This is a genomic window from Ancylomarina sp. YFZ004 (assembly GCF_054254355.1).
The window spans coordinates 98,414-123,324 of sequence record NZ_JBTCHQ010000009.1 but is presented as its reverse complement, the minus strand read 5'-3'; the positions used below and the strand labels follow the sequence as shown (position 1 = coordinate 123,324).

The following is a 24,911-nucleotide window of genomic DNA, read 5'->3' as shown; positions in this document are numbered from 1 at the left end:
CAAGTCCAAATTATTTAACCACCTCCCCAAACTCCTCTCCTTTCGGCTTCGCTCAATGCACCGCGATCTGAGAACGAAAAAAAATATTGTTTTCTTAAAAAAATTTGAGCGGGCTTTGTCAGTCTGCCGTGAGGCGTGTTACAATTGCTTCAACAGAGAGTGAACAAGGATCAGACTGACTTGATTTTTGATTCGCGAACTAAAATACAATGGTGCTCATTTGCCCTCCGGGGGAGCTTACTTTTTGATCTAAGCAAAAAGTAAGAGCCCAGCGGCTTGAGCGAAAAAAAGAAAAAACAAAAAAAGGACGCTCATTACGAACGTCCTTTCCTATTTTATTGTTCTAATTGTTTATCCACATTTAGAAGTTCCGCATGATTGACAAATCAAACAACCTTCCTGGTAAATAACATGCTCTGATCCACAATCTTCACATGTCATCCCTTTGGCTTGAGTTCCATTTGGAATGTATTTTTTAAGTGAACGTTCAACACCATTTTTCCATGTATTGATATTCTCACTATCGAGCTGCAGACCTGAAATCAAATTCACGACCTGCTCAATTGGCATACCATGACGTAATACCCCTGAGATCAATTTTGCGTAGTTCCAGAATTCCTTGTCAAACTTGTACGATAGACCTTCGAAAGTCGTTTTAAAGCCACGCTTGTTGCTGTATTGGAAATCATATTGCGTATTGCCTTCATCATCCTTACGCTTAAGAATAAATCCTTTATTCACCGACTTAGGCAATAGAATGCCCTCATCATCATCCTGAATACCCGTAAAGATTTCGTAAGGTTGTCCTTCATAAAGACCAATAATAGCAATCCACTTTGTTTTATTGTTCTGGAAACGTACAACCTCAGCTTCAAGCTCAGCAGGTCGCTTTTCAGGCATACCTTTTCCAGCTGCTTCTTCTTTTTTATCATTAGCAATCAATACACCTGAACGTGAACCATCACGGTAAACGGTACAACCTTTACATCCACTTTTCCAAGCTTCAACATAAAGATCGCCTACCAGTTCTTCAGACACATCGCTTGGTAAGTTCACTGTTACACTAATCGAGTGATCAATCCATTTCTGAACACGACCTTGCATACGTACTTTTTGCAACCAATCTACATCATTCGATGTTGCATTATGGTATGGTGATTGTTTTACCAACTCAGCAACTTCCTCATCTGAAAAATGTCTTGCTGTTTCAATACCATTAGCTTCCATCCAAGTCACAAACTTATGATGGAATACAACAAACTCTTCCCAACAATCGCCTAGCTCATCCGTAAAGTCAACACGAACATTCTTATCGTTTGGATTCACTTTTCTACGACGCTTGTACACTGGCATAAATACGGGCTCGATACCCGATGTTGTTTGTGTCATCAAACTGGTTGTTCCCGTTGGTGCAATTGTCAAACAAGCAATATTACGACGACCATATTTCACCATATCCTCATACATATCAGGAGCAGCCTCCTTCAAACGTAGAATGAATGGGTTATTGATTTCTCTTTTAGCATCGAAAATGGTAAATGCACCACGATCTTTAGCTAAAAGAACAGAAGCACGATATGCCTCAATTGCAATCACTTTGTGAACTTCTTCAGAGAAATCTGTAGCAGCTTCAGTTCCATATTGCAAGCCCATAGCCGCAACCATATCCCCTTCAGCAGTGATACCAACACCTGTACGTCTTCCTTCTTTAGCCTTGGTTCTAATGTTGTGCCACAAGTTGCGTTCAACACGTTTCACTTCAGCCTCTTCAGGATCTTTTTCAATTTTTTCAATAATAGCATCAATTTTCTCTAGCTCAAGATCAATAATATCATCCATGATACGCTGAGCCATTGCAACATGCTTCTTAAACAAATCGTAATTAAAACTTGCCAGAGGTGTGAATGGGTTCTCTACATAGCTATAAAGGTTGATAGCCAAAAGACGACAAGAATCATAAGGACACAATGGAATCTCACCACAAGGGTTAGTCGAAACAGTACGGTAACCTAGATCTGCATAACAGTCAGGCACTGACTCTTTCTCAATAGTATCCCAGAATAAAATACCTGGTTCAGCTGATTTCCATGCATTGTGAACGATTTTCTTCCACAATTTACCAGCATCAATATCTTTTGTATAAGTTGGATTATCTGAATTGATAGGGTATTGCTGAGTATATTCTTTCCCAGCAAGAACAGCTTCCATAAAACCATCAAGGATTTTCACAGAAACATTCGCACCTGTAACCTTACCTTGCTCCATCTTCGCATCGATAAATTCTTCCGAATCTGGATGTTTTACTGATACACTTAGCATTAGAGCACCACGACGACCATCTTGAGCCACTTCACGAGTTGAATTCGAGTAACGCTCCATAAACGGAACAATACCCGTAGATGTTAAAGCTGAGTTCTTGACAGGAGAACCCTTTGGACGGATATGTGACAAATCATGGCCAACACCACCACGGCGTTTCATCAACTGAACTTGTTCCTGGTCAATCTTCATGATGCCTCCATAAGAATCAGAATCACCCTCATTTCCAATCACAAAACAGTTAGACAAAGAAGCAATCTGGAATTTATTTCCAATACCAGACATCGGACTTCCTTGAGGTACGATATATTTAAAATCTTTTAATACTGAAAAGATTTCGTCTTCAGACAAGGGGTTAGAGTACTTTTGCTCAACACGTGCAATTTCACTTGCGATACGACGGTGCATATCATCAGGTGTTCTCTCATAAATATTGCCAAAAGAATCCTTCAAGGCATATTTATTCAACCAAACACGTGCAGCTAATTCATCACCTCTAAAATATTCTAGAGAGGCTTGATAAGCGTCATTTGAATCAAAAGTTTGTTGTTTAACCATCGGCTCTTGTTTCTTGTCTTTAACTGTCATGATCAATATTAATTGTAGATTTAGCTCACTATTTATTTACATAAAAGCGTGAAAGCTCTGTTTTTTTTCAGTTTTTGTTTTCTCTTATGCAATTTAGCTATCGTTTTCCAAACCAACAATACCAATACAGAGAAATCGAGAAAAGTTATCCACAATTTACTGTTAATAACCTCACAGTCAATATTTAACGATTTTAATAAAACCAAAAAGTTTTCCAAAAAGAAAATATCTAGATAACACAATACGTTCCGAACGTACTGAGAATAGCGACTTTCTGAATAAAATTGGTGAAAAATCTATTTAAAATAAGATTATGAAATTTAGAACAACACTAACAAGCTGAAATCGTGAAGAAAGATAGGTTTAGCTTAAACTAAAACTTTATTGTGTTAAGAATTTTATCTGTGGCGCCCCTCATCTTATCAACGTAATTTTTTGAAGAATCGCCAGATTTTTTTCTCAGCTTGGCATCTTCGTGATAAGAATCGAGAAGGCTATTTAACTTCTCACAGTTTTCGTAGGTATGAGCTCCGCCCAGAGCAAGAAGATCTTTTGCTTCTTTAAATTTGTGGTAATTTGGGCCAAAAATAACCGGCATTCCATAGCAAGCAGCTTCAAGGGTATTGTGAATACCACGACCGAAACCTCCACCTATATAGGAAATATCACCATAACGATACATAGAAGATAGCACACCAATACAATCGACAACCAATACTTCAGCAGCGTCTATCTCTGCTTTTGTAGCTGTGGTAAATCGTACGTATGGCTTTTCAATACCACTTACAATATTCTTGATATGATTCTCATCAACCTCGTGGGCAGCTATAATGTATTTATAATCAGCAGCTGAGGTATTGATGTATTTGATGATATTTTCCTCATCCTTTGGCCAGGTACTCCCAGCAATCATCACAGGTCGATTTTGAGCAAAATCTTCAAGTTGTGGTAAAACTTTGGCTTGCTGAGCAATAGAATAAACGCGATCGAAACGGGTATCACCTGCCAGACTCACATTTTCAAACCCAATTCCTTTTAGCAACTCTATTGATTCCTCATTCTGAACAAAGAAATGAGTAAAAGCTTTCAGTATTTTTCGATACAATGCTCCCCATGGTTTAAAAAACATCTGATTAGGACGGAATATTGTGGAAAAGATATAGGTAGGTACGTCCTTTTTTCTAAGCTGGTTTAAATAATGATACCAGAATTCATATTTAATAAAGAAAACCATTTTAGGATCTATCAATCGAATGAATTCCTTTGCATTTCGCTTCGTATCTGCTGGTAAATAGAAAACGTAGTCTACACCTTCATAGTTTTTACGAATCTCATATCCTGATGGAGAAAAGAAGGTCAATACTATTTTATAATCGGGATGCTTGGCTCTGAAAGCTTCTATCACAGGTCTCCCCTGCTCAAATTCCCCTAAGGATGCCGAATGAAACCAAACCAAATTGCTTTCACCTTTTACAGCTTCTTCAATCTTTTTAAGAATATCTTTACGACCATTAACCCATTGTTTAGCTTTAGGGTTGAATAAAGATGCAACTCGTACCAATAAAGAATAAAAGAAAATAGATAGATTATAAAACAGAATCATTTGTTAAGCAATTTAGAATCTAAAAAGTCGTTTTGAATGTAAACGAAATCTTATTTATTAAACAAATAAAGATAATTTTGATCGACATGAATTAAATACATATTTCACACTGCAAAACTAAACATTTTTAGTGTCCATCTGTCTAGTCTTAAAAAATTATCCCCAAATTTAGTACCTTAAATTAAACTCAGCCTTTAACTCCTAAGCCTTGAAACAGATTCTGATCTTTTGCTTTATTCTTATTATGAGTGTGCCCAGCCATGCTCAGGAATCAAGCAATATCAGAACCCGAAAGATTGACATTACAAAAGACAGTATCCAACTTGATTCTCTTTTAATATTACCCGCGACAATAAAACTATGGGTCGCTAATGAGTTATTGGATAATACGTACTATCAACTAAACCTAGCCAAGGGTATTTTTATTCCGAAAGCCAAACTAAAAGCTAAAGGAGCACAAGCTACAATTAGCTACCGTGTATTTAATTACAAAGTCTCTCAGGTCTTATATAAACACCACACAAATGAAATCAACCAGCCCGATGTCCTGAGGGGCAAACGCTACTCTTTAGCTCAAAATAATCAGACACAGGGAAACGACTTTAGTTCTCAACTAAATAAACAGGGAAGTTACACCCGTGGCTTGTCATTAGGGAATAATCAGGATGTGGTTAGCAATTCAAATCTCAATCTTCAACTATCAGGTAAACTTAGCGAGAACGTTAGTATACTAGCAGCCATAACCGATGATAACATTCCCATTCAGCCCGATGGAAACACACAGCAGATACAAGATTTCGATCGTATCTACATCAAGCTATTCAACGAAAGACATGAGCTTACCTTGGGAGATTATCAGATTGAAAATTCACAAAAATCACACTTCCTAAGGTTTAGAAAAAAAGTGCAGGGTGGTCAATACAGCGGTTCCGTTTCTGAGGGGAAGAAAACTCAAGTCCACACGCAAATAAGTGCTTCTATTGCTAAAGGAAAATTCAACAGAATAGAAATTCAAGGTGTAGAGGGGAATCAGGGGCCATACCGCTTATTTGGCACAAACAACGAGACCTATATCATCATTCTTGCCGGTTCGGAGAAGATCTACAAGGACGGTAAACTTCTCTCTCGTGGAGAAAATAAAGATTATACGATCAATTACAACACCGCCGAACTAAGCTTCAACACAAGTCAACCCATAAACAGGAATTCCCGAATTATTACAGAGTTTGAATATTCTGAAGAGAATTATTCCAGATACCTCATTTATAACAGTACCGAAATAAAGAGTGAAAAAGCCAGTTTCCAATTCAACTTCTATAACGAGCAGGATAATAAAAACAACACCATCAGCCAGAATCTGAACGACGAGCAGAAAACCCTACTTAGTCAGCTAGGTGATAATCTTCAAGCTGCCATCACCCCACAAATTCAACTAGTAGAATACACAAATGATCTCGTTCTATACGAGAAGCTTGTTCAACAAATTGATGGGACAGATTATGAAACATATGTCCATTCCACCGAACCCAGTTTAGCTGTTTATAGAATCCGCTTCTCTTATGTAGGTGATAAAAAAGGTAACTACAAGCAAATTGAATCTTCAGCTAATGGGCGAGTCTATGAATGGATAGCACCTATTAACTCAATCCCTCAGGGTGATTTTTCACTTAACTCACAAATGATAGCTCCTGAGAAACATCAGATGATAAGTTTTGGCGGTCAATTCAAACATTCTGAGCGTGCCAATAGTCTATTCGAACTCGCTTTGAGCAATAAGGATCTCAACACCTTTTCTACCATTGATGATAAAAACAATAAAGCATTAGCCTTTAATTTTGAAAGCAATAGAAAAACTATTCTTAAGGACACAAATCAATTTTTAATTACTTCAATCGCTTATAATTATCTGGGTGACAACTTTCAAGAAGTGGAGAAATTCAGATCCCCCGAATTCAATCGAAATTGGAATATTGAGGCGCAAATAAGCAAGAGTCAGGAGCATTTTATAGAACTTAAGAACACATATAAGGATAAGATCAGCAGTTTTACTTACGAAATTGCTGCCCTAAATCAGGCATCTCAATTCAAAGGCTTACGACAGAATGCCATCGCACAATATCACAAAAATCGATTTGAGTTAAATTGGAATGCAAACTTTTTGACAAGTGATCAAAACGACACAGAAACTAGGTTTTTCAGAAATAACATTGCTGCCATTTATAAACTGAAATTTCTAAATATTGGAGTGGAACAACACAGTGAAAATAATCAATGGAAAGAGAAAATAAGCCATAATTTGCTAGCCAACAGTTTTGCTAATAAAACTTACAAGGCCTACCTAAAGAGCAGTAAGACAAGCCAAAATCAATTTGAAACATTCTATCAATATCGTAAAGATTTATTGCCTTGGGAAAACAAAATGAGCTCTCAAAGTGAATCAGAGGACATCGGTTTTATTCTATGGTTAAAGAAGAACAAAAAAAACCAATTAAAGCTCACTAGTAACTATCGAAAACTACGTATTCTTAATCGAGATATCAGTGATGAAAAACCTGAAGAAAACTTCCTGGGTAAACTCGAGCATCGTTCAAGAATCTTTAAAGGAATTATTAGAACAGCTACCTATTACGAATTGGGTTCTGGACTGGAAGCAGATCGCATCTATTCATATTTAGAGGTAAATGCAGGACAAGGCGTTTACAAATGGACAGATTACAATAAAAACGAGATAAAAGAGATCAATGAATTTGAAATTTCGAGCTTTAAAGATGAAGCCAACTACATACGTATTTCCAATATCACAACCAACTACAGAAAGGTTTACACTAGCGAATACAGACAAAGCTTCAACATTCAACTGAAGCGCCTTAAAGGGAACTCTAAGCTTGTGAAGTTTGCCTCTTCATTTGGTAATCGCTTTTCCTATAGAATCGCTAAAAAGAGTACGAATAATGATTTCAACCTATATGGCAATCCTTTTTCATCGACCCAAGACAATCCCAACATTATCAACCTGACATCGTCTCTACAAAATACCTTTTCATTTCATCCGAAAAAGGCGAAGGTGACTTATGACTATATCTATTTGAATAATGAAAGTAAACTTCTCTTAAATAATGGTTTTGAAAAAAGTCAACTAAGTCAAAATGGCTTACGACTAATTTGGAGAAAGCAAGATTGGCAAATTAGTAATCGGTTTGATAAAGGGGCAAAAAAACGTGGAAGCGAAGTTTATTCTAGCAAAGATTATAAGTTGAATTTCCTTAAAAATGAACTAAAGCTCAAATATCAAGTGGGTCGAAATTTTCAACTGGAATTCGAATACCTATTCAAAAATAAAGAAAACAAACTGAACGTTGAAAAGCTAGAATCTCACGACCTAGGCTTGGAAGCTCAATTTGCTCTAGGGAAAAAGAAAAACCTTAACGCCTCGGTTCATTATCTAAACCTCACTTATAACGGTGATAGTAATAGCTCAATTGCCTACGAAATGCTCGAAGGCTTTTTACCGGGAAATAATATGACCTGGCATCTAAATTATCAGCAACAATTATCGAAAACATTTCAGATGAATATCAACTACAGAGGACGAAAAGCAGAGGAAAATGCTGCAATTCATGTGGGAAGTGTAGAATTAAGAGCTTATTTCTAAATTTTTTTTTTGAGACAAATAGCCATTATTCAACTGATCGTTTTTTACCAAAGAAACTTCAACGCAATGATTCAATGAACGATGAGAATCCATTTGAATAAATCAGCAGCAATTCCTCTACCTTTCAAGCCCCACACAGCAGACAGAGATTATTGATATTCTCAAAAAAAAGCATGGATTGCCTTGCATTAGTTTAAAAAGCGCGTATCTTTGCAATCGCAAATAAAGAAAGATACCAATCTAAAAATATATTGCGGGGTGGAGCAGTTGGTAGCTCGTTGGGCTCATAACCCAAAGGTCATCAGTTCGAGTCTGGTCCCCGCTACTTAGAAATTCAACGGAATTTCTTTTTCGACGAAAACATACTGAAAATATATTGCGGGGTGGAGCAGTTGGTAGCTCGTTGGGCTCATAACCCAAAGGTCATCAGTTCGAGTCTGGTCCCCGCTACTTATAGAATCCTTTCGAGGATTCGTTTTCGTCGAAATAAACTTATTTAAAATATATTGCGGGGTGGAGCAGTTGGTAGCTCGTTGGGCTCATAACCCAAAGGTCATCAGTTCGAGTCTGGTCCCCGCTACTCGAGAGAAGCTCTTAACGAAAGTTAGGAGCTTTTTTTGTGCCCTAAAGTCTCCTAAATATTTCAACTAAAATACCGTTGGACTCATATCCGCCTTAGGCGGACAAATTAGAGACGAGCTCCCATCACTCCTGAAATATATTTACACACAGTTCACAGCTTTTTTGTACCTTATTTCCGCTATGCAAACTGTTTACATTCTATACTCAAATAAATTTGACAAGATTTACATCGGGTGTACTTCAAATATTGAGGCTCGTTTTAAATCTCATAACGAACTTGGAACAAAAGGCTGGACAATAAAATTCCGTCCATGGGAGATTGTTTATATCGAAGAATTCAATTCAAAAAGAGAAGCTTTAGATCGGGAGAAACAACTCAAAGGTGGAAAAGGAAGGGAGTGGATACGAAAAGAGATTATTGCAAAACATTAACCATGGCTCCTATCCGCCTTAGGCGGACAACAGTCGAGTCTGGTCCCCGCTACTCGAGAGAAGCTCTTAACGAAAGTTAGGAGCTTTTTTTGTGCCCTAAATTCTACAAATAAATTTCAACTAAAATATCGTTGGGTTCATATCCGCCTAGGGCGGACAAGTTCAAGTCGAGTACTCATCACTCCTGAAATATATTAAAACACAATTCACAGCTTTTTTGTACATTATTTCCGCTATGCAAACTGGTTACATTCTATACTCAAAGAAATTTGACAAGATTTACATCGGGTGTACTTCAAATATTGAGGCTCGTTTTAAATCGCATAACGAACTTGGAACAAAAGGGTGGACAATCAAATTCCGTCCATGGGAGATCGCTTATACCGAAGAATTCGATTCGAAAAGAGAAGCTTTAGATCGAGAGAAACAGCTCAAAGGGGCAAAAGGTAGAGAATGGATACGAAAAGAGATTATTGCAAAACATTAACCATGTCTCCTATCCGCCTAAGGCGGACAAGTGAGAGTCGAGTTCCCTACTCGAGAGAAGCTTTTAACGAAAATTAAGAGCTTTTTCATGACCTAAAATCCTAACACTTTTACACTTAACTCATAAGCTATTCCAAGAAAATGATTTGGCTACTTCTATTTTTTCCTTTATCTTGAGAAAAGTGAATTTAATAACTAATAATTAGCTGTTCGTTGAATATTCATTCTAAATCTACCCCTATGAAAAAGTTTATTCTACTTCTTTTTTTATTGATTCCATTTTTAGGAAAATCTCAGGACATTGAACAGTTTCTTTTATCTGGTACAGAAGACGCTTCAAAACTGACAGAAAACTATGTGAATCCTGTTGCCAAAGGCTTTATGTATGGCTTAAATAGTGGCTGGTACACAACTGCAAGAACGCATAAGAAATTTGGCTTTGATATTACTTTCGTAGCAAATCTAGCTCAGGTTCCTGGTAAAGACGAAGCCTTTAATTTTGTTGCATCTGACTATAAAAACCTTAGTTTGGTAAGTGGTCCAAATAAAATACAGACCTTATTTGGCGGGGAAAACACCACAGTCCTTCAATCAAGAATTGAAACTGAAGGTGGTTCTTTCGATTTGGCCAATTTTGAAATCCCTGATGGAATAGGTGAGGATTTGCCAATGAGTGCCGTTCCCTCTTTTACTGTTCAGCTAGGCATTGGTATTCCAGTAATAGATGCAGATCTTAAATTCAGATATTTACCTAAAGTAGGAACTTCAGATATTGAAGTAGGTATGATTGGAGTAGGTTTACAGAAAAACCTAAGCAAAATACTGAAGATAAACAAAACACCTTTTAGCATTTCTGCCCTTGTTGCATTCACAAACTTAACAGCTGAATATGATATTCAAGGAGAATCCGATTTTAATGGATCTGGACAAAAATTGGAATTCTCTACCAACGCTTATACCATTCAGGCCATTGCCTCTGTTAATTTAAAACTGATAGAGTTTTATGGAGCCCTTGGATACAATACAGCTAAAATGGATGTGGATATAAAAGGAACTTACGAACTAGAATATACAGATGTCAATTCTGGAACAACATTTGATTATAAAACATTAACAGATCCAGTATCCGTTGAATTTGATGCTAGTGGTGTCAGAGCCACTTTGGGTACCCGTTTAAACCTTGGCTTCTTTAAAATCTTTGCTGATTACACTATGCAAGAATACAACACCTTTACAGGTGGTATAGCTTTCAGTTTCAGGTAAAATTCATTTAAGGATTCATAATAAAGAACTAAGAGAGTGTCCTTTAATAAGGTCATTCTCTTTTTCACCCTCCTATTTCTGATCTTAAAAACAGGATTACGAATAGAAAGTTTCAATATTAAATATGGCTAGGGATAAAAAGCAAAAAGCAGCTACACAAAGTGTAACTGCTTTTATTGGGGGTGGGCCCACATGGGCTTGAACCATGGACCCCCTGATTATGAGTCAGGTGCTCTAACCAGCTGAGCTATAGGCCCGACAAAAACAAGACGGTAAAAGTATTTCATTACCTTTGTTTTGCGACTGCAATGTTACATATTTGCATTGAATAATTCAACAATATTTAGAAATAATTATGCCTAATTTTTCATCAATTCCCAATATAGTCTTCGATTTAGGCGGAGTTCTGCTCAATATCAATCCCGAAAATTCTGTTAATCAGTTTAAAGCGATTGGTTTGACGGATACAAATAGAATTCAACATGAATATAGAAAAGATGGTCTGTTCGATCGTCTTGAAAAGGGAGAGTTAAGTCCTGAGGACTTCCGAAACGAAATTCGTCAATATATCGATGCTGAAGTTAGCGACCAGCAGATTGATCAGGCATGGAGCGCCATGTTGCTCGATTTCCCTTACGAGAGATTAGCCTTATTGCAAGAGCTTAAAAAGGCACATAAAGTTTATTTGCTTAGTAATACCAATATCATTCATTGGGAATATTATACCAAACTAGTAAAAGATACCCACGGTGTGGAATTATCCGAATGTTTTGAAAGGGACTATTATTCGCATGATATGGGACTACGCAAGCCCGACACAAGCATCTATAATGAACTTTTAAGAGCCGAAAACCTTAAAGCTGAAGAAACCTTATTTATAGATGATATGTACTCTAATGTGGAAGCTGCACGCGCTGTAGGCATGATTGCACATCATCTCGATCTTGAAAATGGAGAAAGTATTCTTGATCTCTTCGTGAAGAATTAAATGGAACCTATTCTTTGATAAATTCACCAATGGTATTGTCGTAATTCACATAGTATTTTCCTGGAATCAAGTCATCGAAACGCACTTCTTTTCCAAAACCATCGAAAATAAGATTGCCAAATAAATCAAAAATTTGAAACTGAGTCGGAGCTGAAAACATCAGCTTCGATGTCACTTTTTTATTCACCAATGTGACTGGTGTAATTTTAGAATTGAATTGAATCGTATCCGAATAATTGTCCTTTTCGGTATAATCAACCTGGTGAATACGAAACATATTCTCTCCAGAATGAATCGGTACTTTTATCCTATAATGATTGACTCCATAAGTCCCAACGCCTCTCAATTGCCCTACAGTAACCCATTTATCCCAACGGTATTGTTGAACGCTAAAAGGAAGAGATCCTTTTTCATTTGAACACTTCCAATTCAGGAATAGATCTTTATCGATAGATGCCTTTTTCATTTCGAAAGAACTAACAGCCTGAATAGCCTCCATATTAATAATAGAAGGTGTAATTGAATCTTTGTATTTGATACAAAACCGTAGATCTTCACCAAGTTTAAAACCCATATGAGTTAAATCAATTTCAAAGGCACTCGACTTCATATCTTCCGTATATACCTTATCGTTGATAGAAATAGATTCAATGGTAAAACGATCCCCCACTTTGGCAAAAGGATTCATAATATAGATATTCGATCCCGTAAAAACACCTTTAATATTGAGTTCTTGAGATGAAGCTATACTCGATATAAATAGAAAAATAACAAATAGAAATCTGAAATTCATATTCTTTAGTCCTGTTTAAAAAAAAATCGGTTGTTAAAATTCAAGATCAAAACGATTCTTTGAAACTCAAATAATCAATTCAATATAAGAAAATTAGATATATGAACAGCCTCTTAAAAATACTTATTTTACATATTGCTATTTAGCATCCACCCAATCACCATTTTCTTTGATGATTAGAATCAATTCATCAATAGCGTCTTCACTTAAAATATTCTTCTTTATCAATTCTTGAGATTTGTATAATGACACTCTTCCAGCACCAGCACCCACATAACCGTAGTCCACATCCCCCATCTCTCCAGGGCCATTCACGATACATCCCATAACTCCGATTTTAAGGTGAGACAAGTGTGCAAACTTCTTTTTCACCTCGCTAACCACATCCTGCAGATTAAATAAGGTACGACCACATCCCGGGCATGAGATAAACTCTGTTTTAGATGTACGGACTCTAGCCGCCTGCAAAATACCGAAAGCAGCAGCATTCACTTCCTCACGAGAAATATTTCCTGTATTGTTTAAGCAAATACCATTCCCTAATCCATCGATGAATAAAGAACCTAAATCGCAAGCAGATTTTAGTTGCAAATCTTCCAACTCATTCTCTTGAAATAAACGATGGAAAATGACTGGTGCCTTACAATTGAATTGAATAAGTTTAAAAACAAAAGCGCGTTGCTCAGCAAAAACATTTTGATGCTTCGATTGGCAAATAAGAACAGATTTGGGATTGGCTTTAAGCCTACTAATGAATTCTTCTGTTAGATCAGCATACTCACAGCTTACAAAATGAATATCTGATCCAAAAGAACTTAAGTTGTCATGAAGAAAAATCTCTGCTGAAAATAAGGGATGAACCTTTTCTGAAAACTCATAAGCATCTTCCCAACATACTGAATCGACAATAAATCCCAGTTCTTTAGGGAAATCTTTGATTGAAGGATCAACGCTATTTGTATATATAAAATCAGCAGCCAAATCACATTTCTCCCACTGCAAACTTTCCATATTCTTTTTATAGCCTATATGTTCAGGTAAATCGCTGCTAAAATGTTTTTCCAGACTAAAATCGGCAATAACAACAATCTGTTTTCTACCACCAATATTAGCCACTTCCTTGCTCGATCGCTTATAAAAATCACATAAGTTAATACCTGACACAATAGGAGATTCAATTGGGCAATGTCCTTCTTTCTCCAAAATATAATCCACCATTTTCTGACCAACTGGCGATTCAATTTCAGGATCTTCAGTCAATGAAATACGGATCGTATCACCTAAACCATCATTTAGTAAAGCTCCCGTTCCAACTGCCGATTTAATTCGTCCATCCTCACCTTCTCCAGCTTCGGTTACACCCAAGTGTAATGGAAAATAAAGCTCTTCCTTATTCATTTCACTCACAAGTAAACGAACGGTCTTCACCATCATCACTGTGTTACTCGATTTAATTGAGATCGCAACATCATTGAAACGTTCCTCCTTACAAATCCGAAGAAACTCAAGTGTCGCCTCAACCATGCCGCGTGGCGTATCACCATAGCGACTCATAATTCGATCTGAGAGTGAACCATGATTCGTTCCAATACGAATAGCCGTTTTATTCTCTTTACAAACATTAATCAATGGAATAAACTTGGTATGAATCTTCTTCAAGCCTTCCTGATACATTTCTTCAGAGTATTCCGAACCTTTCAGATCCACCTTTTTGTCAACAAAGTTACCCGGGTTTACACGTATTTTTTCCACATACTGAGCTGCAATAGTCGCAGCTGCTGGATTAAAATGAATATCAGCAACCAATGGTGTTTCATAGCCTTTCTCCAACAAACCCGCTTTGATATGTTTAAGATTATCAGCTTCTTTTGTTCCCTGTGTGGTCAATCTCACATACTCTGCACCCGACTCTATCATTCTGATGGATTGCTCAATACTAGCTTCAATATTATTAGTATCTGTATTCGTCATCGACTGCACACGAATAGGATGTTGAGAACCAAGAGGCGTTCTTCCAATTTTAGTTTCGGAAGATAAACGTCGTGAATAGTTAAATAGATCTTTACAGAATGTATTGAGTTTCGAAATTGTCATGGACTTTATATTATAAACAGCTATTTCTTATAACCCAAGCGATAAAGTCTATCTAAATGGATATAACGCTGTAGGCTATTTGATATTGATAAATCTTAGTATGATTCTATTTGATGTACAAATGTAAGCTATAAATTCTTAAATTTGAATTTCAAATGAGTAGGGAATTGGTTATCAAGCCTAGTTTTATATAAATTAAGTTGAAACTTATTTAAGATCTGCGATTATCTGAGTAATCTGCGGGAAAAACAAAGAAAATCCATGTCAATACAAGTTAAAGAAGTCAGTAAATTTTATGGCAAACAGAAAGCTTTAGATGCTTTAAGTTTTGAAATTTCGGATGCTGAAGTTGTCGGTTTCTTGGGACCTAATGGAGCTGGAAAATCAACCATGATGAAAATTATTACGGGTTTTCTTCCTCAAAGCTCTGGGGATGTCTTTGTAAATGGTTTAAATGTGCTCGAGCATTCTTTGGAAATTCGCAAACAGATTGGTTACTTACCTGAACACAACCCTCTTTATTTGGATCTGTATGTAAAAGAATACTTGGAGTATGTAGCAGGTATTTACAAGCTAGGCAAAAACAAGAAGAAAAGAGTTGACGAAATGATTGAGCTTACAGGTTTAGGCTTGGAGCAAAAGAAAAAAATAGGCGCCCTATCCAAAGGATACCGCCAAAGAGTTGGATTGGCTCAGGCTCTAATTCATGATCCAAAGGTGCTGATTCTGGACGAACCAACTACAGGCCTTGATCCCAATCAATTGGTTGAAGTGCGCCAGCTTATTCAAAATATAGGAAAAGAAAAAACTGTGATGCTATCTACTCATATCATGCAGGAAGCTGAAGCTATATGTGAGCGTGTCCTGATAATAAACAAGGGACAACTAGTTGCCGATCAATCTTCAAGTTCGATCAATAACATTAAGGAATCACATGTACTCGATTTGCAGTTTACCAGCCCTGTATCTGTAGAATATTTCAGGAGCATTGCAAGCGTAAATCATATCGAAACCTTATCAAATAATCGTTACCAGATATCAGCAAAAACCGATATACGCGAGCAGATTTTCAAAATGGCTGTGAACAACAACTTAATCCTCATCGAAATGAAATCTCAGGAACGTAATCTTGAATCTATTTTCCATGAATTGACTCAATAATAAAGGACTTTTTCATAAAACAATGATTCGTCAATACCCCCTCTCTCATAGTCCCGAAAGGGAGAAGTCATCTATTTTATGTTTTGAGCGGAAAGAATAAAGAAATCTCAAGTAGTTAAGCCCACAATAAAGAGATTTTAGTCTTTTTTAACCTAAGTCCTTTATATTCTTAGGAAGAAGCAGTCTTAGTAAGCTTGTTTGTTTCCGAAACTTTGCTTTCCTTTGCAGCAAATTAAGTGGAAAGATTTGGCTGATTGCGACCACAGAAAAAAATGCTAAATGGTAATACTTACCCTATTACATTTTCTGTACATTACACAACCAATGCTTTCCCGTATATTTTATTTATGAAAGGTACTTTTAAAAGGCTTAATTATCTGAAGTCCTAGGACTTTAACCTTTAGACACTTTTAAGTACTCTAAACATTAAAATGTTATGGGATATTTATTTACATCTGAATCCGTTTCAGAAGGACATCCAGATAAAGTTGCTGATCAAATTTCAGATGCTTTATTGGACAAATTTTTAGCTTTCGATCCAAACTCGAAAGTCGCTTGCGAAACTATGGTAACAACAGGACAAGTTATCTTAGCAGGTGAAGTAAAAACCAAAACCTATATCGATGCTCAAGATGTGGCTCGCCAGGTAATCAATCGTATTGGTTATACCAAAAGCGAATACCAGTTCGATGGTACATCTTGTGGTGTATTAACGGCTATTCATGAGCAATCAGACGATATCAACCGTGGTGTAGATCGTGAAGATCCAATGAGCCAGGGAGCAGGTGATCAGGGAATGATGTTTGGTTATGCCAGCAAAGAAACTGACGACTATATACCTTTGTCTCTTGAGTTATCTCACCGTTTATTAATTGAGATGGCTGCGATTCGTCGCGAGGAAAAAGAAATGACCTACTTGCGTCCCGATTCAAAATCACAGGTGACTATCCAGTATGCTGACGATGATACCATCGAAAGAGTACACACCATTGTGGTTTCAACTCAGCACGACGATTTTGGTCCTGATGATGAGACGATGTTAGCTAAAATCAAGGACGATGTTCGCAATATCCTAATCCCTCGTGTGATTAAAATGTTGCCTGCGCGTATTCAAGCTTTTTTCGATGCTGATTTTATTCTTCATGTGAACCCAACAGGTAAGTTTGTAATTGGTGGTCCTCATGGTGATACGGGTCTTACAGGTCGTAAGATTATTGTTGATACTTACGGTGGAAAAGGTGCCCACGGTGGTGGTGCTTTCTCTGGTAAAGATCCTTCGAAGGTAGACCGTTCTGCAGCCTATGCAGCTCGTCATATTGCAAAGAACTTGGTAGCTGCTGGTGTAGCTGACGAGATTTTGGTTCAATTGTCATATGCAATTGGTGTAGCACAGCCTGTAGGTATCTTTGTTGATACTTATGGCAAAAAGAATATTGAGCTTAGCAATGGTGAAATCGCTGATAAGATTGCTGAGATTTTTGACCTTCGCCCTGCTGCTATCGAGCAACGCCTTAAACTACGTAACCCTATTTATGAGGAAACTGCTGCCTATGGTCATATGGGACGTACGCCTCGCACTGTAGTGAAAACATTCGCTTCTCCTTATTTCGAAGATTTGGTACTTGAAGTAGAACTGTTCACTTGGGAAAAACTAGATTATATCGAGAAAGTGAAAGAAGCTTTTAAGCTTTAATCCCTACCGATTTAAATATATGAAAAGAGAGTATCCATTACGGATACTCTCTTTTTGTATTTAATTATTTTGAGGGTCTCACTTTTTTGTTGAGGCTCTCAATACACTTCAAGCCATAAGCTTTAGTCATAACCTGACATTTGCAGATAGTCAGAGCATGACGAGACCCATAAATTAATAAGGGCACTCTCTTTTTTATGCTTGGATCATTTTATCTGACTCTCCTATCAGAATCTGCTCTAACTTTTATCGGCACTCGTTTAACTTTAACAAGATCGGAAATTAGAATCGCACCAATGAGAGAGGCAAGTATAGAAACTATCTTTATTGTTAATACCATAATATCGAATTTAGTAGGATTAGCACTACAATTAACTGTACTCTAAAACTATAAAAAATGAATGACTTCAGCGACTGTTTAGTATTCTTTAACATCCTTTAAGTGACAAGCTGAGAATCCTGTAGAATAAAACACTCCCTATCCACTTAGGCAGAAAGAGAGCTTTTAATATGTCGTGTAGATAATTTAAAAACCTTGATTTGCTCCAACGATTATTGCAATAATAATTCCGATTGGGTATAAGGCCAGCATCACAATAGTAAGAATACCTACAAACTTATAATGTGATTTGATATATTTCATCGACTCAGTTAAAGTTTGTGTGTTTCGAGAATTTAAAGCCTCCTTGGCTGTATTGGCAAATTTTAAAAGATAATAAAGAGGAAAAAAATAAAGCCCCAGAATAATCAGATAAAAGAAGGCAAGACCTCCCACTGGGAATGCTGTATAGGCACTCATCATACTCGAAGCTGCAAATATCCCAATAGAAGCTAGTGCTGCAATAAATATAAAGCCAACAATAGACAAAAACTTGGCCCACTTTCGGGTTTCACGTAGAAAAACTTCTGCTTGAATTTCCAATACCAATTCGTTCCTGTTTTCTGATTCTTGTGTTTCTAAATTCTCCATAGGGGACTCGTCTAATAAATTTTAAAATGTTTACTAAGATATTCAAAAATTGAGTCAAGATTAAGTTCTGTATTATAAATTACACCCAATAGTTTATCAAACGACTACTAGTCAAGCTTTTTAATATAAAAGACAAAGAAGTCCGAAAAAAGACCTTTCATCTTTTTATATTCATTCAGTTATTTATATATTTAGGTTCGTTAAAAAAACAAAGCTTGTTTTAAACAACATAAAATTGTGTTTTAAACGAGTTAATCTAACTAAGCCACTATAATTTTTAGCCCATGAAGATTCATGAATACCAAGCCAAAGAGATCCTAAAATCTTTTGGTGTACCTGTTCCCCAAGGGAAAATTGCTTCTACAGTAAAAGAAGCTGAGCAAGCAGCTCAAGAAATTGGATTGCCTGTTGTTGTTAAAGCACAAATTCACGCTGGAGGCCGCGGTAAAGGCGGAGGTGTTAAATTTGCACCAACAGCTAAAGATGTCAGTCAGTACGCTAGTGATATTCTAGGTATGACTCTAATTACACACCAAACAGGCCCCGAAGGCCGATTGGTAAAGAAAGTCTGGATTGAAGCTGCTTCAAATATCAAGCATGAGTATTATGCGGGTATCGTTCTTGATCGTGCCACATCGAAAGTAACCTTTATGGTTTCTACTGAAGGTGGTATGGAGATTGAGAAAGTTGCTGAGGAAACACCTGAGAAAATCGTTAAGGTTGGTGTTGATGCTTCAGTAGGTTTACAAGCTTTCCAAGCAAGAGAAATGGCATTCGCTTTAGGATTAACGGGAGCTGCATTTAAAAATGGAGTGAAATTCTTCCTTGCCCTTTACAAAGCATATATGGGAACAGATGCTTCTCTATTCGAAATTAACCCATTAGTTGTAACCCAAGAAGGTGATGTTATCGCATTGGATGCTAAGGCAGATTTCGATAATAACGCTATGTACCGTCAGAAGACACTGACTCCACTTCGCGATCTTGACGAAGAAGAGCCATTGGAAATTGAGGCTGACAAATCGGGTCTTAACTATATCAAACTAGATGGTAACATTGGCTGTATGGTAAATGGTGCTGGTTTGGCTATGGGAACCATGGATATTATTAAACTAACGGGTGGTGAGCCTGCTAACTTCCTTGATGTAGGAGGATCGGCTTCTGCTGAAACCGTAGAACAAGGTTTCCGTATCATCCTTTCAGATAAAAATGTAAAGGCTGTTTTAATTAATATTTTTGGCGGTATCGTTCGTTGCGATCGTGTTGCCAATGGCGTTATTCAAGCCATCAAAAATATCAATACTCAAGTACCTATTGTGGTTCGATTACAAGGAACCAACGCCGTAGAAGGTAAAAGACTTCTTGAAGAATCAGGAATGAATATTATTGCTGCCACAGAGCTTAAAGATTCTGCAGAGAAAGTTGTTGCCACTTTGGGACAAATAGTAGGTAAATAAGTATTAGAAAAGGATCAAGTTTGATGATCCATCACTATTAAAACAATCGACACAATGAGTGTATTAGTAAATAAAGATACAAGACTAGTGGTTCAGGGAATTACTGGTACAGAAGGGGGATTTCATACCCAACAAATGATTGAATATGGAACCAACGTGGTTGCCGGTGTAACACCAGGTAAAGGTGGACAAATGTTTATGGATAGCGTACCCGTTTTCGATACAGTAAAGGATGCTGTGAAAATTGCTGGTGCTAACGCTTCGGTTATTTTCGTTCCACCAGCATTTGCTGCTGATGCGATTATGGAAGCTGCTGATGCGGGTATTGAGCTTGTAGTATGTATCACCGAGGGTATTCCTACTCTTGATATGGTAGATGTTCACGAGTTCCTTTCAAAGCGTCCTAAGACAACATTGATTGGTCCAAACTGTCCAGGAGTTATTACACCAGGTGTAGCGAAAATTGGTATCATGCCAGGTTTCATTCATAAACCAGGTAAGATTGGTATCATCTCACGTTCAGGAACTCTAACTTACGAGGCAGTTCACCAACTAGGTAATGCTGGTTTCGGTCAATCTACTGCTATTGGTATTGGTGGTGACCCAATTATTGGAACTAAGCATATCGATGCCGTTAAGCTTTTAAATGAGGATCCTGATACTGAGGCTATCGTGCTTATCGGTGAAATTGGTGGTTCGGATGAAGAAACTGCTGCGGCCTATATTGCTAAGCACGTGAAAAAACCTGTCGTTGCTTTTATTGCTGGTCAAACAGCTCCTGAAGGTAAACGTATGGGACATGCTGGTGCCATTATCGCTGGTGGAAAAGGAACAGCTGCCGAGAAAATGAAAGCGCTTGCCGCTGCAGGTATTCACGTTGTGAAGTCTCCTGCTGATATTGGAAACAAAATGAAAGAAGTTCTAGGATAATTATCAAAGCTTATAATAATACTAAAAGCCGTTCTATTAAAGAGCGGCTTTTTTTATGAAATCAATTCAAACCAATACAAAATCTAATTACTACTAAGAGGAATACTAAAATGAACTCGAGTGCCATGTAAATCTTCATTCAATGTTTTAAGATCTGTCACAACGATACTTAAGTCACTCTTAGAATAATAGTTATAAATCCTCACTCTGTCCTTCAATATTTCTGTTGCCATTGATTTATGAACACGATTTTGACTTTTGCCCTTCAAAATGCCAATACCATTATCCTCTACAGTAAAATCAATACTATTATTATCCTTATTCTTGATCAAACAAATTTTAATTTCAGCTTTAGGGTTATTTCTGAGTTCTCCATGAATCAGAGCATTCTCAATAATAGGTTGTGCCAACATTGGTGGGATTCGAATTTCATCTAAATTAATATCAGAATCAATATCAAAGCGATAAGAAATACTATTACCGAATCTGAGATTCTGCAACTCCACATAAGCAGTTAAAATATCCAGCTCTTCTCGTACCGTAATAAACTCGTGAGTTGAATTCTCCAAAACACCACGAACCAAACCTGAAAGTTTCGACATATACTTAAATGCCTTATCATTTTCATTACCTAATATGAAATCTTGAATTACCGAAAGTGAGTTAAAAAGAAAATGTGGATTCATCTGACTCAAACGCACTTTCTGTTCTAAAGAAAGGGTCTTAAGTTTATTCCGATAAGATCTCGATCTCAGATAAAAAAGAACAAAAGCCGTAGCAAGTATAATAAACCCGATAAGCGATAGAAGAAGTATATTCTTTCGACTCAGGTCGAGGTCTTTGATGGCAAGCTCTTTTTCTTTTAAATTTAGATTGTGTGCAACTTTAAGTTCATTGTATTTACCTATACCAACGTCAATGTTTAAAGAATCTGACAAAGCTGTCATTTTCTTATAATATTCAAATGCTAATCCTGTCTCATTTATATCTTCATAAATACTCGATTCTAAAGCGTAATTTTGTATAAGATCTTCATAAAGGCCATATTCTTCACAGACTTTCTCAGCCTCCTTAAGCTTAACAAAAGCCTCATCAAACCTATCAATTTCAGCCAAGCATTGCGCTGTATATCTATAATTTTTTGGTAATCCCCAACGTTCATTCGAATTAATTCGGACTTGCTCACATTCTTCATAATAAACGAGAGCCTTTGCAAACTCTTTCTTATAGAATGCAACTTGACCAAAATTCAGCAGGATAATTGCTCGTTCATTCGGTGAATCATACTTCTCATTTAATTCAAGAGCTTTATTAAGATATTCTATACTTTTGTTGTATTGTTTCAAGTCTAAATATAAGTCACCCAAGTTTCCATAAACCCTAGCAAGACGAAAACTAGGTTCTTGTTTTAAAAACATTGATAAAGCCAATGTATAATATCGGAGTGTTTGATCGTAATTATTCAAACTATGATACACACTTCCAACATTAAAATAAATACCAGCAATCCCTTCTAAATAATTCTCTGGTTTATAAATATCAATTGCTGCCAGATAATTTTCCAGAGCTAGATCTTGTTTGTTCTGCCTTCTATAAACTATCGCAATATTATTAAGCACCTTACCGACATCAATATTTTGATTTGATTGTTTAAACTCGACCAGCGCTTTATTGTAATGAAATAATGCTGAATCAAGTAGACCTTGATACATGAATGTAGTTCCTTGCTGCTTCTCAACCTGTCCAATTAAATTTGGATATTCAGTTTTCTTTACTAAATTAATGATCTTTTTTCCATAATCAGCACTTACTATATAAGATGAATCCCTTAAAGTCTTCATTCTCTTTATAGAATCGAGAAGCTGATTATAATTCTCTGGCTTTGTATTTAAACTATCTCTAGAAAAAATACTTCCCATAAGATTGAAGCTTATAGCAAGGCATGCAATACTTAATAATATAAATTTCCTCATGATGGAGATTCGTTAGGCCTGAGTTGGAATAGTAAAACGCGCTAGTGTTCCTTGTTTATTTTCATCCACATATTTCAAATCAATAACATCAAGCTTCATCTGAAATTTCGAGTTATAATTATAGATTTGAATACGATCTCGAGCAATTTGCATAGCCAAAGACTTCTTATCTTTCATTAAAGACTGCTTCTTCCCTTCTTCAATTCCAATACCATTATCCTGTATACTGAATATTACAAAAGCATCATCTATAAGCTCTAATTTTATGAGAATTTCGGGATTCTTAACTTGCTGTAGATTTGCATGAACAAGAGCATTTTCGATAAAAGGCTGAGTTAACATTGGAGGAATATTCAGCTCCTCAAGGTCGATTTTTTCATCAATCTCAAAACGAAAATCGATATTAAAATCAAAACGTAATTTTTGCAGATCAATATACATTTCAAGTGTATCGAGTTCTTTCCTCAAGCTAATATTTTCTTTTCTAGAATCCTCTAAGACACTGCGAACCAGACTCCCTAGCTCAGACAAATAAAGATTAGCCTTATCTTTCTCATTATCCAATACTAAACACTGAACCGCCGTTAAAGCATTAAATAAGAAATGAGGATTCATTTGTGAAAGCAAAACCTTCTGATCTAGATTCATTAACTTATGCTCAGCTTTCAGTTTATTAATTCTGAATGAAACCACGATTGCAATAACACCCAGTAGCATGATTACGAGCATTGCAACCAACCAGGCATTCTTCTTTCCTATTTCCAAGCTCTGAATTTGTGATTTTTGAGTCATCAACTCCATCCTCTGTCTAGTATGATCCATATCATACTTAACCATCAACCCATTGTATTTCTCAGCATTAAGAACTTCTTGAATTGAATCTCCTAATTGTCTATGATTCTCAAAAGATTCTAAGGCTAACTTATAATCACGAGTCTCTTTGTATAGATTGTAATAAGCACGAAAAATTTCACTCATCCATACCGAATCGTCATTCATCTCTGCAAAATCCTGCATGGTTCCTGCATACTGCTTTGCTTTTCCAAATTCCTTTTTAGCAAGAGCAAGTTCAAACATCTCGTAATAAACGTATAGAAGTTCCTCATAGTTTCCTCTTAGCTTACGTATATCAAAACTCTTCTTTAAATATGATTCCGCTTGCTCGTAATCTTTAACTTTTCGGTAAATCAAACCTATATTTAAATAGAGCGTACTCTCCATTTTACTATTCCCTGAGTTAAGAACAATTTTCAAAGATTTTTCATAAGCGTCCAAAGCTTCCTGAAACTTATTCTGACTTTCATAAATAACTCCTAAGTTATTAAGCGCATTAGTTTGGTCTCCTAAATTATTGGTTTGCAATGCAAGTTTTAAACCAGAAGAAAAATATTGTTCAGCTCTGGGAAAATCATCCAATTTAACAGATATATTACCCATATTTATATAGATGGATGTAAGGCCTTCTGTGTGATTGATTTTCGAAAAAAGCTCAATTTCTTTTAAATAGTACTCTTTAGCCTTAGTATATTCACTTCTTCTATTGTAAATAAGACCTATATTCCCCAAAACTTTACCTGCTTGAATCAAGTTTCCAATTTCTTTAAATTTGACTAAAGCTTTTTCATAATAAAGACTACTGGAGTCATCCTCACTCAAAATATAGTAGTTAATCCCCTGAGTTTTATAGGCTAAAGCCAATAGAGAATCAGTTTGTTCTTTTTCTGCTAACTTAATTGCCTTCTCACAGATTTCTACACTTAAATTCTTATCCGTAGCTCTATTACTAATTGAAGATTCAATTAGATTAGAGATAATTTGTTCATGTATGTTAATATCTGATTCATCTTTCTGGTTTTGAGCATTCAAAACCAATATGAAAGAATTAAATATGAGAAATAGGGTGAGTAGAGTTTTTGTCATATTACAG

Annotated in this window: 16 protein-coding genes and 4 tRNA genes; 12 read left to right on the top strand and 8 right to left on the bottom strand. The window is 36.5% G+C overall.

Annotation, left to right across the window (positions count from 1 at the left end; all coding sequences use genetic code 11):
* Positions 1–351: 351 nt before the first annotated feature.
* Entirely contained in the window at positions 352–2,907 is a 2,556-nt protein-coding gene (locus ACXR6G_RS14435) for an adenosylcobalamin-dependent ribonucleoside-diphosphate reductase (RefSeq protein ID WP_458362145.1), read from the bottom strand.
* 373 nt (positions 2,908–3,280) lie between these two features.
* Positions 3,281–4,510, bottom strand: coding sequence for a 3-deoxy-D-manno-octulosonic acid transferase (locus ACXR6G_RS14430; RefSeq protein ID WP_458362144.1), 1,230 nt, complete (start codon positions 4,508–4,510; stop codon positions 3,281–3,283).
* Between the two features lie 208 nt (positions 4,511–4,718).
* Here ACXR6G_RS14430 and ACXR6G_RS14425 point away from each other — a divergent pair, with 208 nt between their 5' ends.
* The 7 genes from ACXR6G_RS14425 to ACXR6G_RS14395 all read left to right on the top strand — a co-directional run bounded on the left by ACXR6G_RS14425 (position 4,719) and on the right by ACXR6G_RS14395 (position 10,925).
* The gene (locus ACXR6G_RS14425) at positions 4,719–8,162 is read left to right on the top strand and encodes a hypothetical protein (protein WP_458362143.1); all 3,444 of its coding nucleotides are present in this window, start codon (positions 4,719–4,721) and stop codon (positions 8,160–8,162) included.
* 252 nt (positions 8,163–8,414) lie between these two features.
* A tRNA-Met gene (locus ACXR6G_RS14420) sits at positions 8,415–8,487 on the top strand.
* A gap of 52 nt (positions 8,488–8,539) precedes the next feature.
* A tRNA-Met gene (locus tag ACXR6G_RS14415) sits at positions 8,540–8,612 on the top strand.
* Between the two features lie 57 nt (positions 8,613–8,669).
* Positions 8,670–8,742, top strand: a tRNA-Met gene (locus ACXR6G_RS14410).
* A 182-nt stretch (positions 8,743–8,924) separates the two neighbouring features.
* Positions 8,925–9,176: a GIY-YIG nuclease family protein gene (locus ACXR6G_RS14405; protein WP_458362142.1), complete on the top strand. Its 252-nt coding sequence runs from the start codon at positions 8,925–8,927 to the stop codon at positions 9,174–9,176.
* 235 nt (positions 9,177–9,411) lie between these two features.
* On the top strand, positions 9,412–9,663 hold the full coding sequence (locus ACXR6G_RS14400) for a GIY-YIG nuclease family protein (protein WP_458362141.1): 252 nt from the start codon (positions 9,412–9,414) through the stop codon (positions 9,661–9,663).
* A gap of 239 nt (positions 9,664–9,902) precedes the next feature.
* Positions 9,903–10,925, top strand: a complete 1,023-nt coding sequence (locus ACXR6G_RS14395; RefSeq protein ID WP_458362140.1) for a DUF6588 family protein — start codon at positions 9,903–9,905, stop codon at positions 10,923–10,925.
* A 183-nt stretch (positions 10,926–11,108) separates the two neighbouring features.
* On the opposite strand, the gene ACXR6G_RS14390 is transcribed toward ACXR6G_RS14395, so the two are convergent.
* A tRNA-Ile gene (locus ACXR6G_RS14390) sits at positions 11,109–11,182 on the bottom strand.
* A 98-nt stretch (positions 11,183–11,280) separates the two neighbouring features.
* Between ACXR6G_RS14390 and ACXR6G_RS14385 the strand changes: the two genes are divergently transcribed.
* Complete coding sequence (locus ACXR6G_RS14385) at positions 11,281–11,913, top strand: HAD family hydrolase (protein WP_458362139.1); 633 nt, start codon at positions 11,281–11,283, stop codon at positions 11,911–11,913.
* Between the two features lie 7 nt (positions 11,914–11,920).
* Here the strand turns inward: ACXR6G_RS14385 and ACXR6G_RS14380 are convergent, their stop codons facing one another.
* Positions 11,921–12,706, bottom strand: coding sequence for a hypothetical protein (locus ACXR6G_RS14380; RefSeq protein WP_458362138.1), 786 nt, complete (start codon positions 12,704–12,706; stop codon positions 11,921–11,923).
* A gap of 138 nt (positions 12,707–12,844) precedes the next feature.
* Complete coding sequence (locus tag ACXR6G_RS14375) at positions 12,845–14,800, bottom strand: flavodoxin-dependent (E)-4-hydroxy-3-methylbut-2-enyl-diphosphate synthase (RefSeq protein WP_458362137.1); 1,956 nt, start codon at positions 14,798–14,800, stop codon at positions 12,845–12,847.
* Between the two features lie 261 nt (positions 14,801–15,061).
* Between ACXR6G_RS14375 and gldA the strand changes: the two genes are divergently transcribed.
* A complete protein-coding gene (gene gldA, locus ACXR6G_RS14370; RefSeq protein ID WP_458362136.1) occupies positions 15,062–15,961 on the top strand; it encodes a gliding motility-associated ABC transporter ATP-binding subunit GldA in 900 nt (299 codons plus the stop codon).
* A 436-nt stretch (positions 15,962–16,397) separates the two neighbouring features.
* Positions 16,398–17,654 (top strand): methionine adenosyltransferase, encoded by a 1,257-nt coding sequence (gene metK, locus ACXR6G_RS14365; protein WP_458362135.1) that lies wholly within the window; start codon positions 16,398–16,400, stop codon positions 17,652–17,654.
* A gap of 526 nt (positions 17,655–18,180) precedes the next feature.
* Here metK and ACXR6G_RS14360 read toward each other — a convergent pair.
* The gene (locus ACXR6G_RS14360) at positions 18,181–18,624 is read right to left on the bottom strand and encodes a hypothetical protein (RefSeq protein ID WP_458362134.1); all 444 of its coding nucleotides are present in this window, start codon (positions 18,622–18,624) and stop codon (positions 18,181–18,183) included.
* A 284-nt stretch (positions 18,625–18,908) separates the two neighbouring features.
* Here ACXR6G_RS14360 and sucC point away from each other — a divergent pair, with 284 nt between their 5' ends.
* Positions 18,909–20,081, top strand: coding sequence for an ADP-forming succinate--CoA ligase subunit beta (sucC, locus tag ACXR6G_RS14355; protein ID WP_458362133.1), 1,173 nt, complete (start codon positions 18,909–18,911; stop codon positions 20,079–20,081).
* Positions 20,082–20,135: 54 nt separating this feature from the next.
* The gene (sucD, locus tag ACXR6G_RS14350; protein ID WP_458362132.1) at positions 20,136–21,011 is read left to right on the top strand and encodes a succinate--CoA ligase subunit alpha; all 876 of its coding nucleotides are present in this window, start codon (positions 20,136–20,138) and stop codon (positions 21,009–21,011) included.
* 83 nt (positions 21,012–21,094) lie between these two features.
* On the opposite strand, the gene ACXR6G_RS14345 is transcribed toward sucD, so the two are convergent.
* Both ACXR6G_RS14345 and ACXR6G_RS14340 read right to left on the bottom strand, forming a co-directional pair.
* Entirely contained in the window at positions 21,095–22,984 is a 1,890-nt protein-coding gene (locus ACXR6G_RS14345; protein ID WP_458362131.1) for a tetratricopeptide repeat-containing sensor histidine kinase, read from the bottom strand.
* Positions 22,985–22,996: 12 nt separating this feature from the next.
* Positions 22,997–24,904 carry a tetratricopeptide repeat-containing sensor histidine kinase gene (locus ACXR6G_RS14340; protein ID WP_458362130.1) on the bottom strand — a complete coding sequence of 636 codons (1,908 nt, stop codon included), beginning with the start codon at positions 24,902–24,904 and terminating at the stop codon, positions 22,997–22,999.
* Positions 24,905–24,911 lie beyond the last annotated feature (7 nt).

Bases quoted from the DNA above. Each gene is read 5' to 3' on its own strand.
- ACXR6G_RS14435 (WP_458362145.1), bottom strand. From the start codon at position 2,907: ATGACAGTTAAAGACAAGAAACAAGAGCCGATGGTTAAACAACAAACT.
- ACXR6G_RS14430 (WP_458362144.1), bottom strand. From the start codon at position 4,510: ATGATTCTGTTTTATAATCTATCTATTTTCTTTTATTCTTTATTGGTA.
- ACXR6G_RS14405 (WP_458362142.1), top strand. From the start codon at position 8,925: ATGCAAACTGTTTACATTCTATACTCAAATAAATTTGACAAGATTTAC.
- ACXR6G_RS14400 (WP_458362141.1), top strand. From the start codon at position 9,412: ATGCAAACTGGTTACATTCTATACTCAAAGAAATTTGACAAGATTTAC.
- ACXR6G_RS14395 (WP_458362140.1), top strand. From the start codon at position 9,903: ATGAAAAAGTTTATTCTACTTCTTTTTTTATTGATTCCATTTTTAGGA.
- ACXR6G_RS14385 (WP_458362139.1), top strand. From the start codon at position 11,281: ATGCCTAATTTTTCATCAATTCCCAATATAGTCTTCGATTTAGGCGGA.
- ACXR6G_RS14380 (WP_458362138.1), bottom strand. From the start codon at position 12,706: ATGAATTTCAGATTTCTATTTGTTATTTTTCTATTTATATCGAGTATA.
- ACXR6G_RS14375 (WP_458362137.1), bottom strand. From the start codon at position 14,800: ATGACAATTTCGAAACTCAATACATTCTGTAAAGATCTATTTAACTAT.
- gldA (WP_458362136.1), top strand. From the start codon at position 15,062: ATGTCAATACAAGTTAAAGAAGTCAGTAAATTTTATGGCAAACAGAAA.
- metK (WP_458362135.1), top strand. From the start codon at position 16,398: ATGGGATATTTATTTACATCTGAATCCGTTTCAGAAGGACATCCAGAT.
- ACXR6G_RS14360 (WP_458362134.1), bottom strand. From the start codon at position 18,624: ATGGAGAATTTAGAAACACAAGAATCAGAAAACAGGAACGAATTGGTA.
- sucC (WP_458362133.1), top strand. From the start codon at position 18,909: ATGAAGATTCATGAATACCAAGCCAAAGAGATCCTAAAATCTTTTGGT.
- sucD (WP_458362132.1), top strand. From the start codon at position 20,136: ATGAGTGTATTAGTAAATAAAGATACAAGACTAGTGGTTCAGGGAATT.
- ACXR6G_RS14345 (WP_458362131.1), bottom strand. From the start codon at position 22,984: ATGAGGAAATTTATATTATTAAGTATTGCATGCCTTGCTATAAGCTTC.
- ACXR6G_RS14340 (WP_458362130.1), bottom strand. From the start codon at position 24,904: ATGACAAAAACTCTACTCACCCTATTTCTCATATTTAATTCTTTCATA.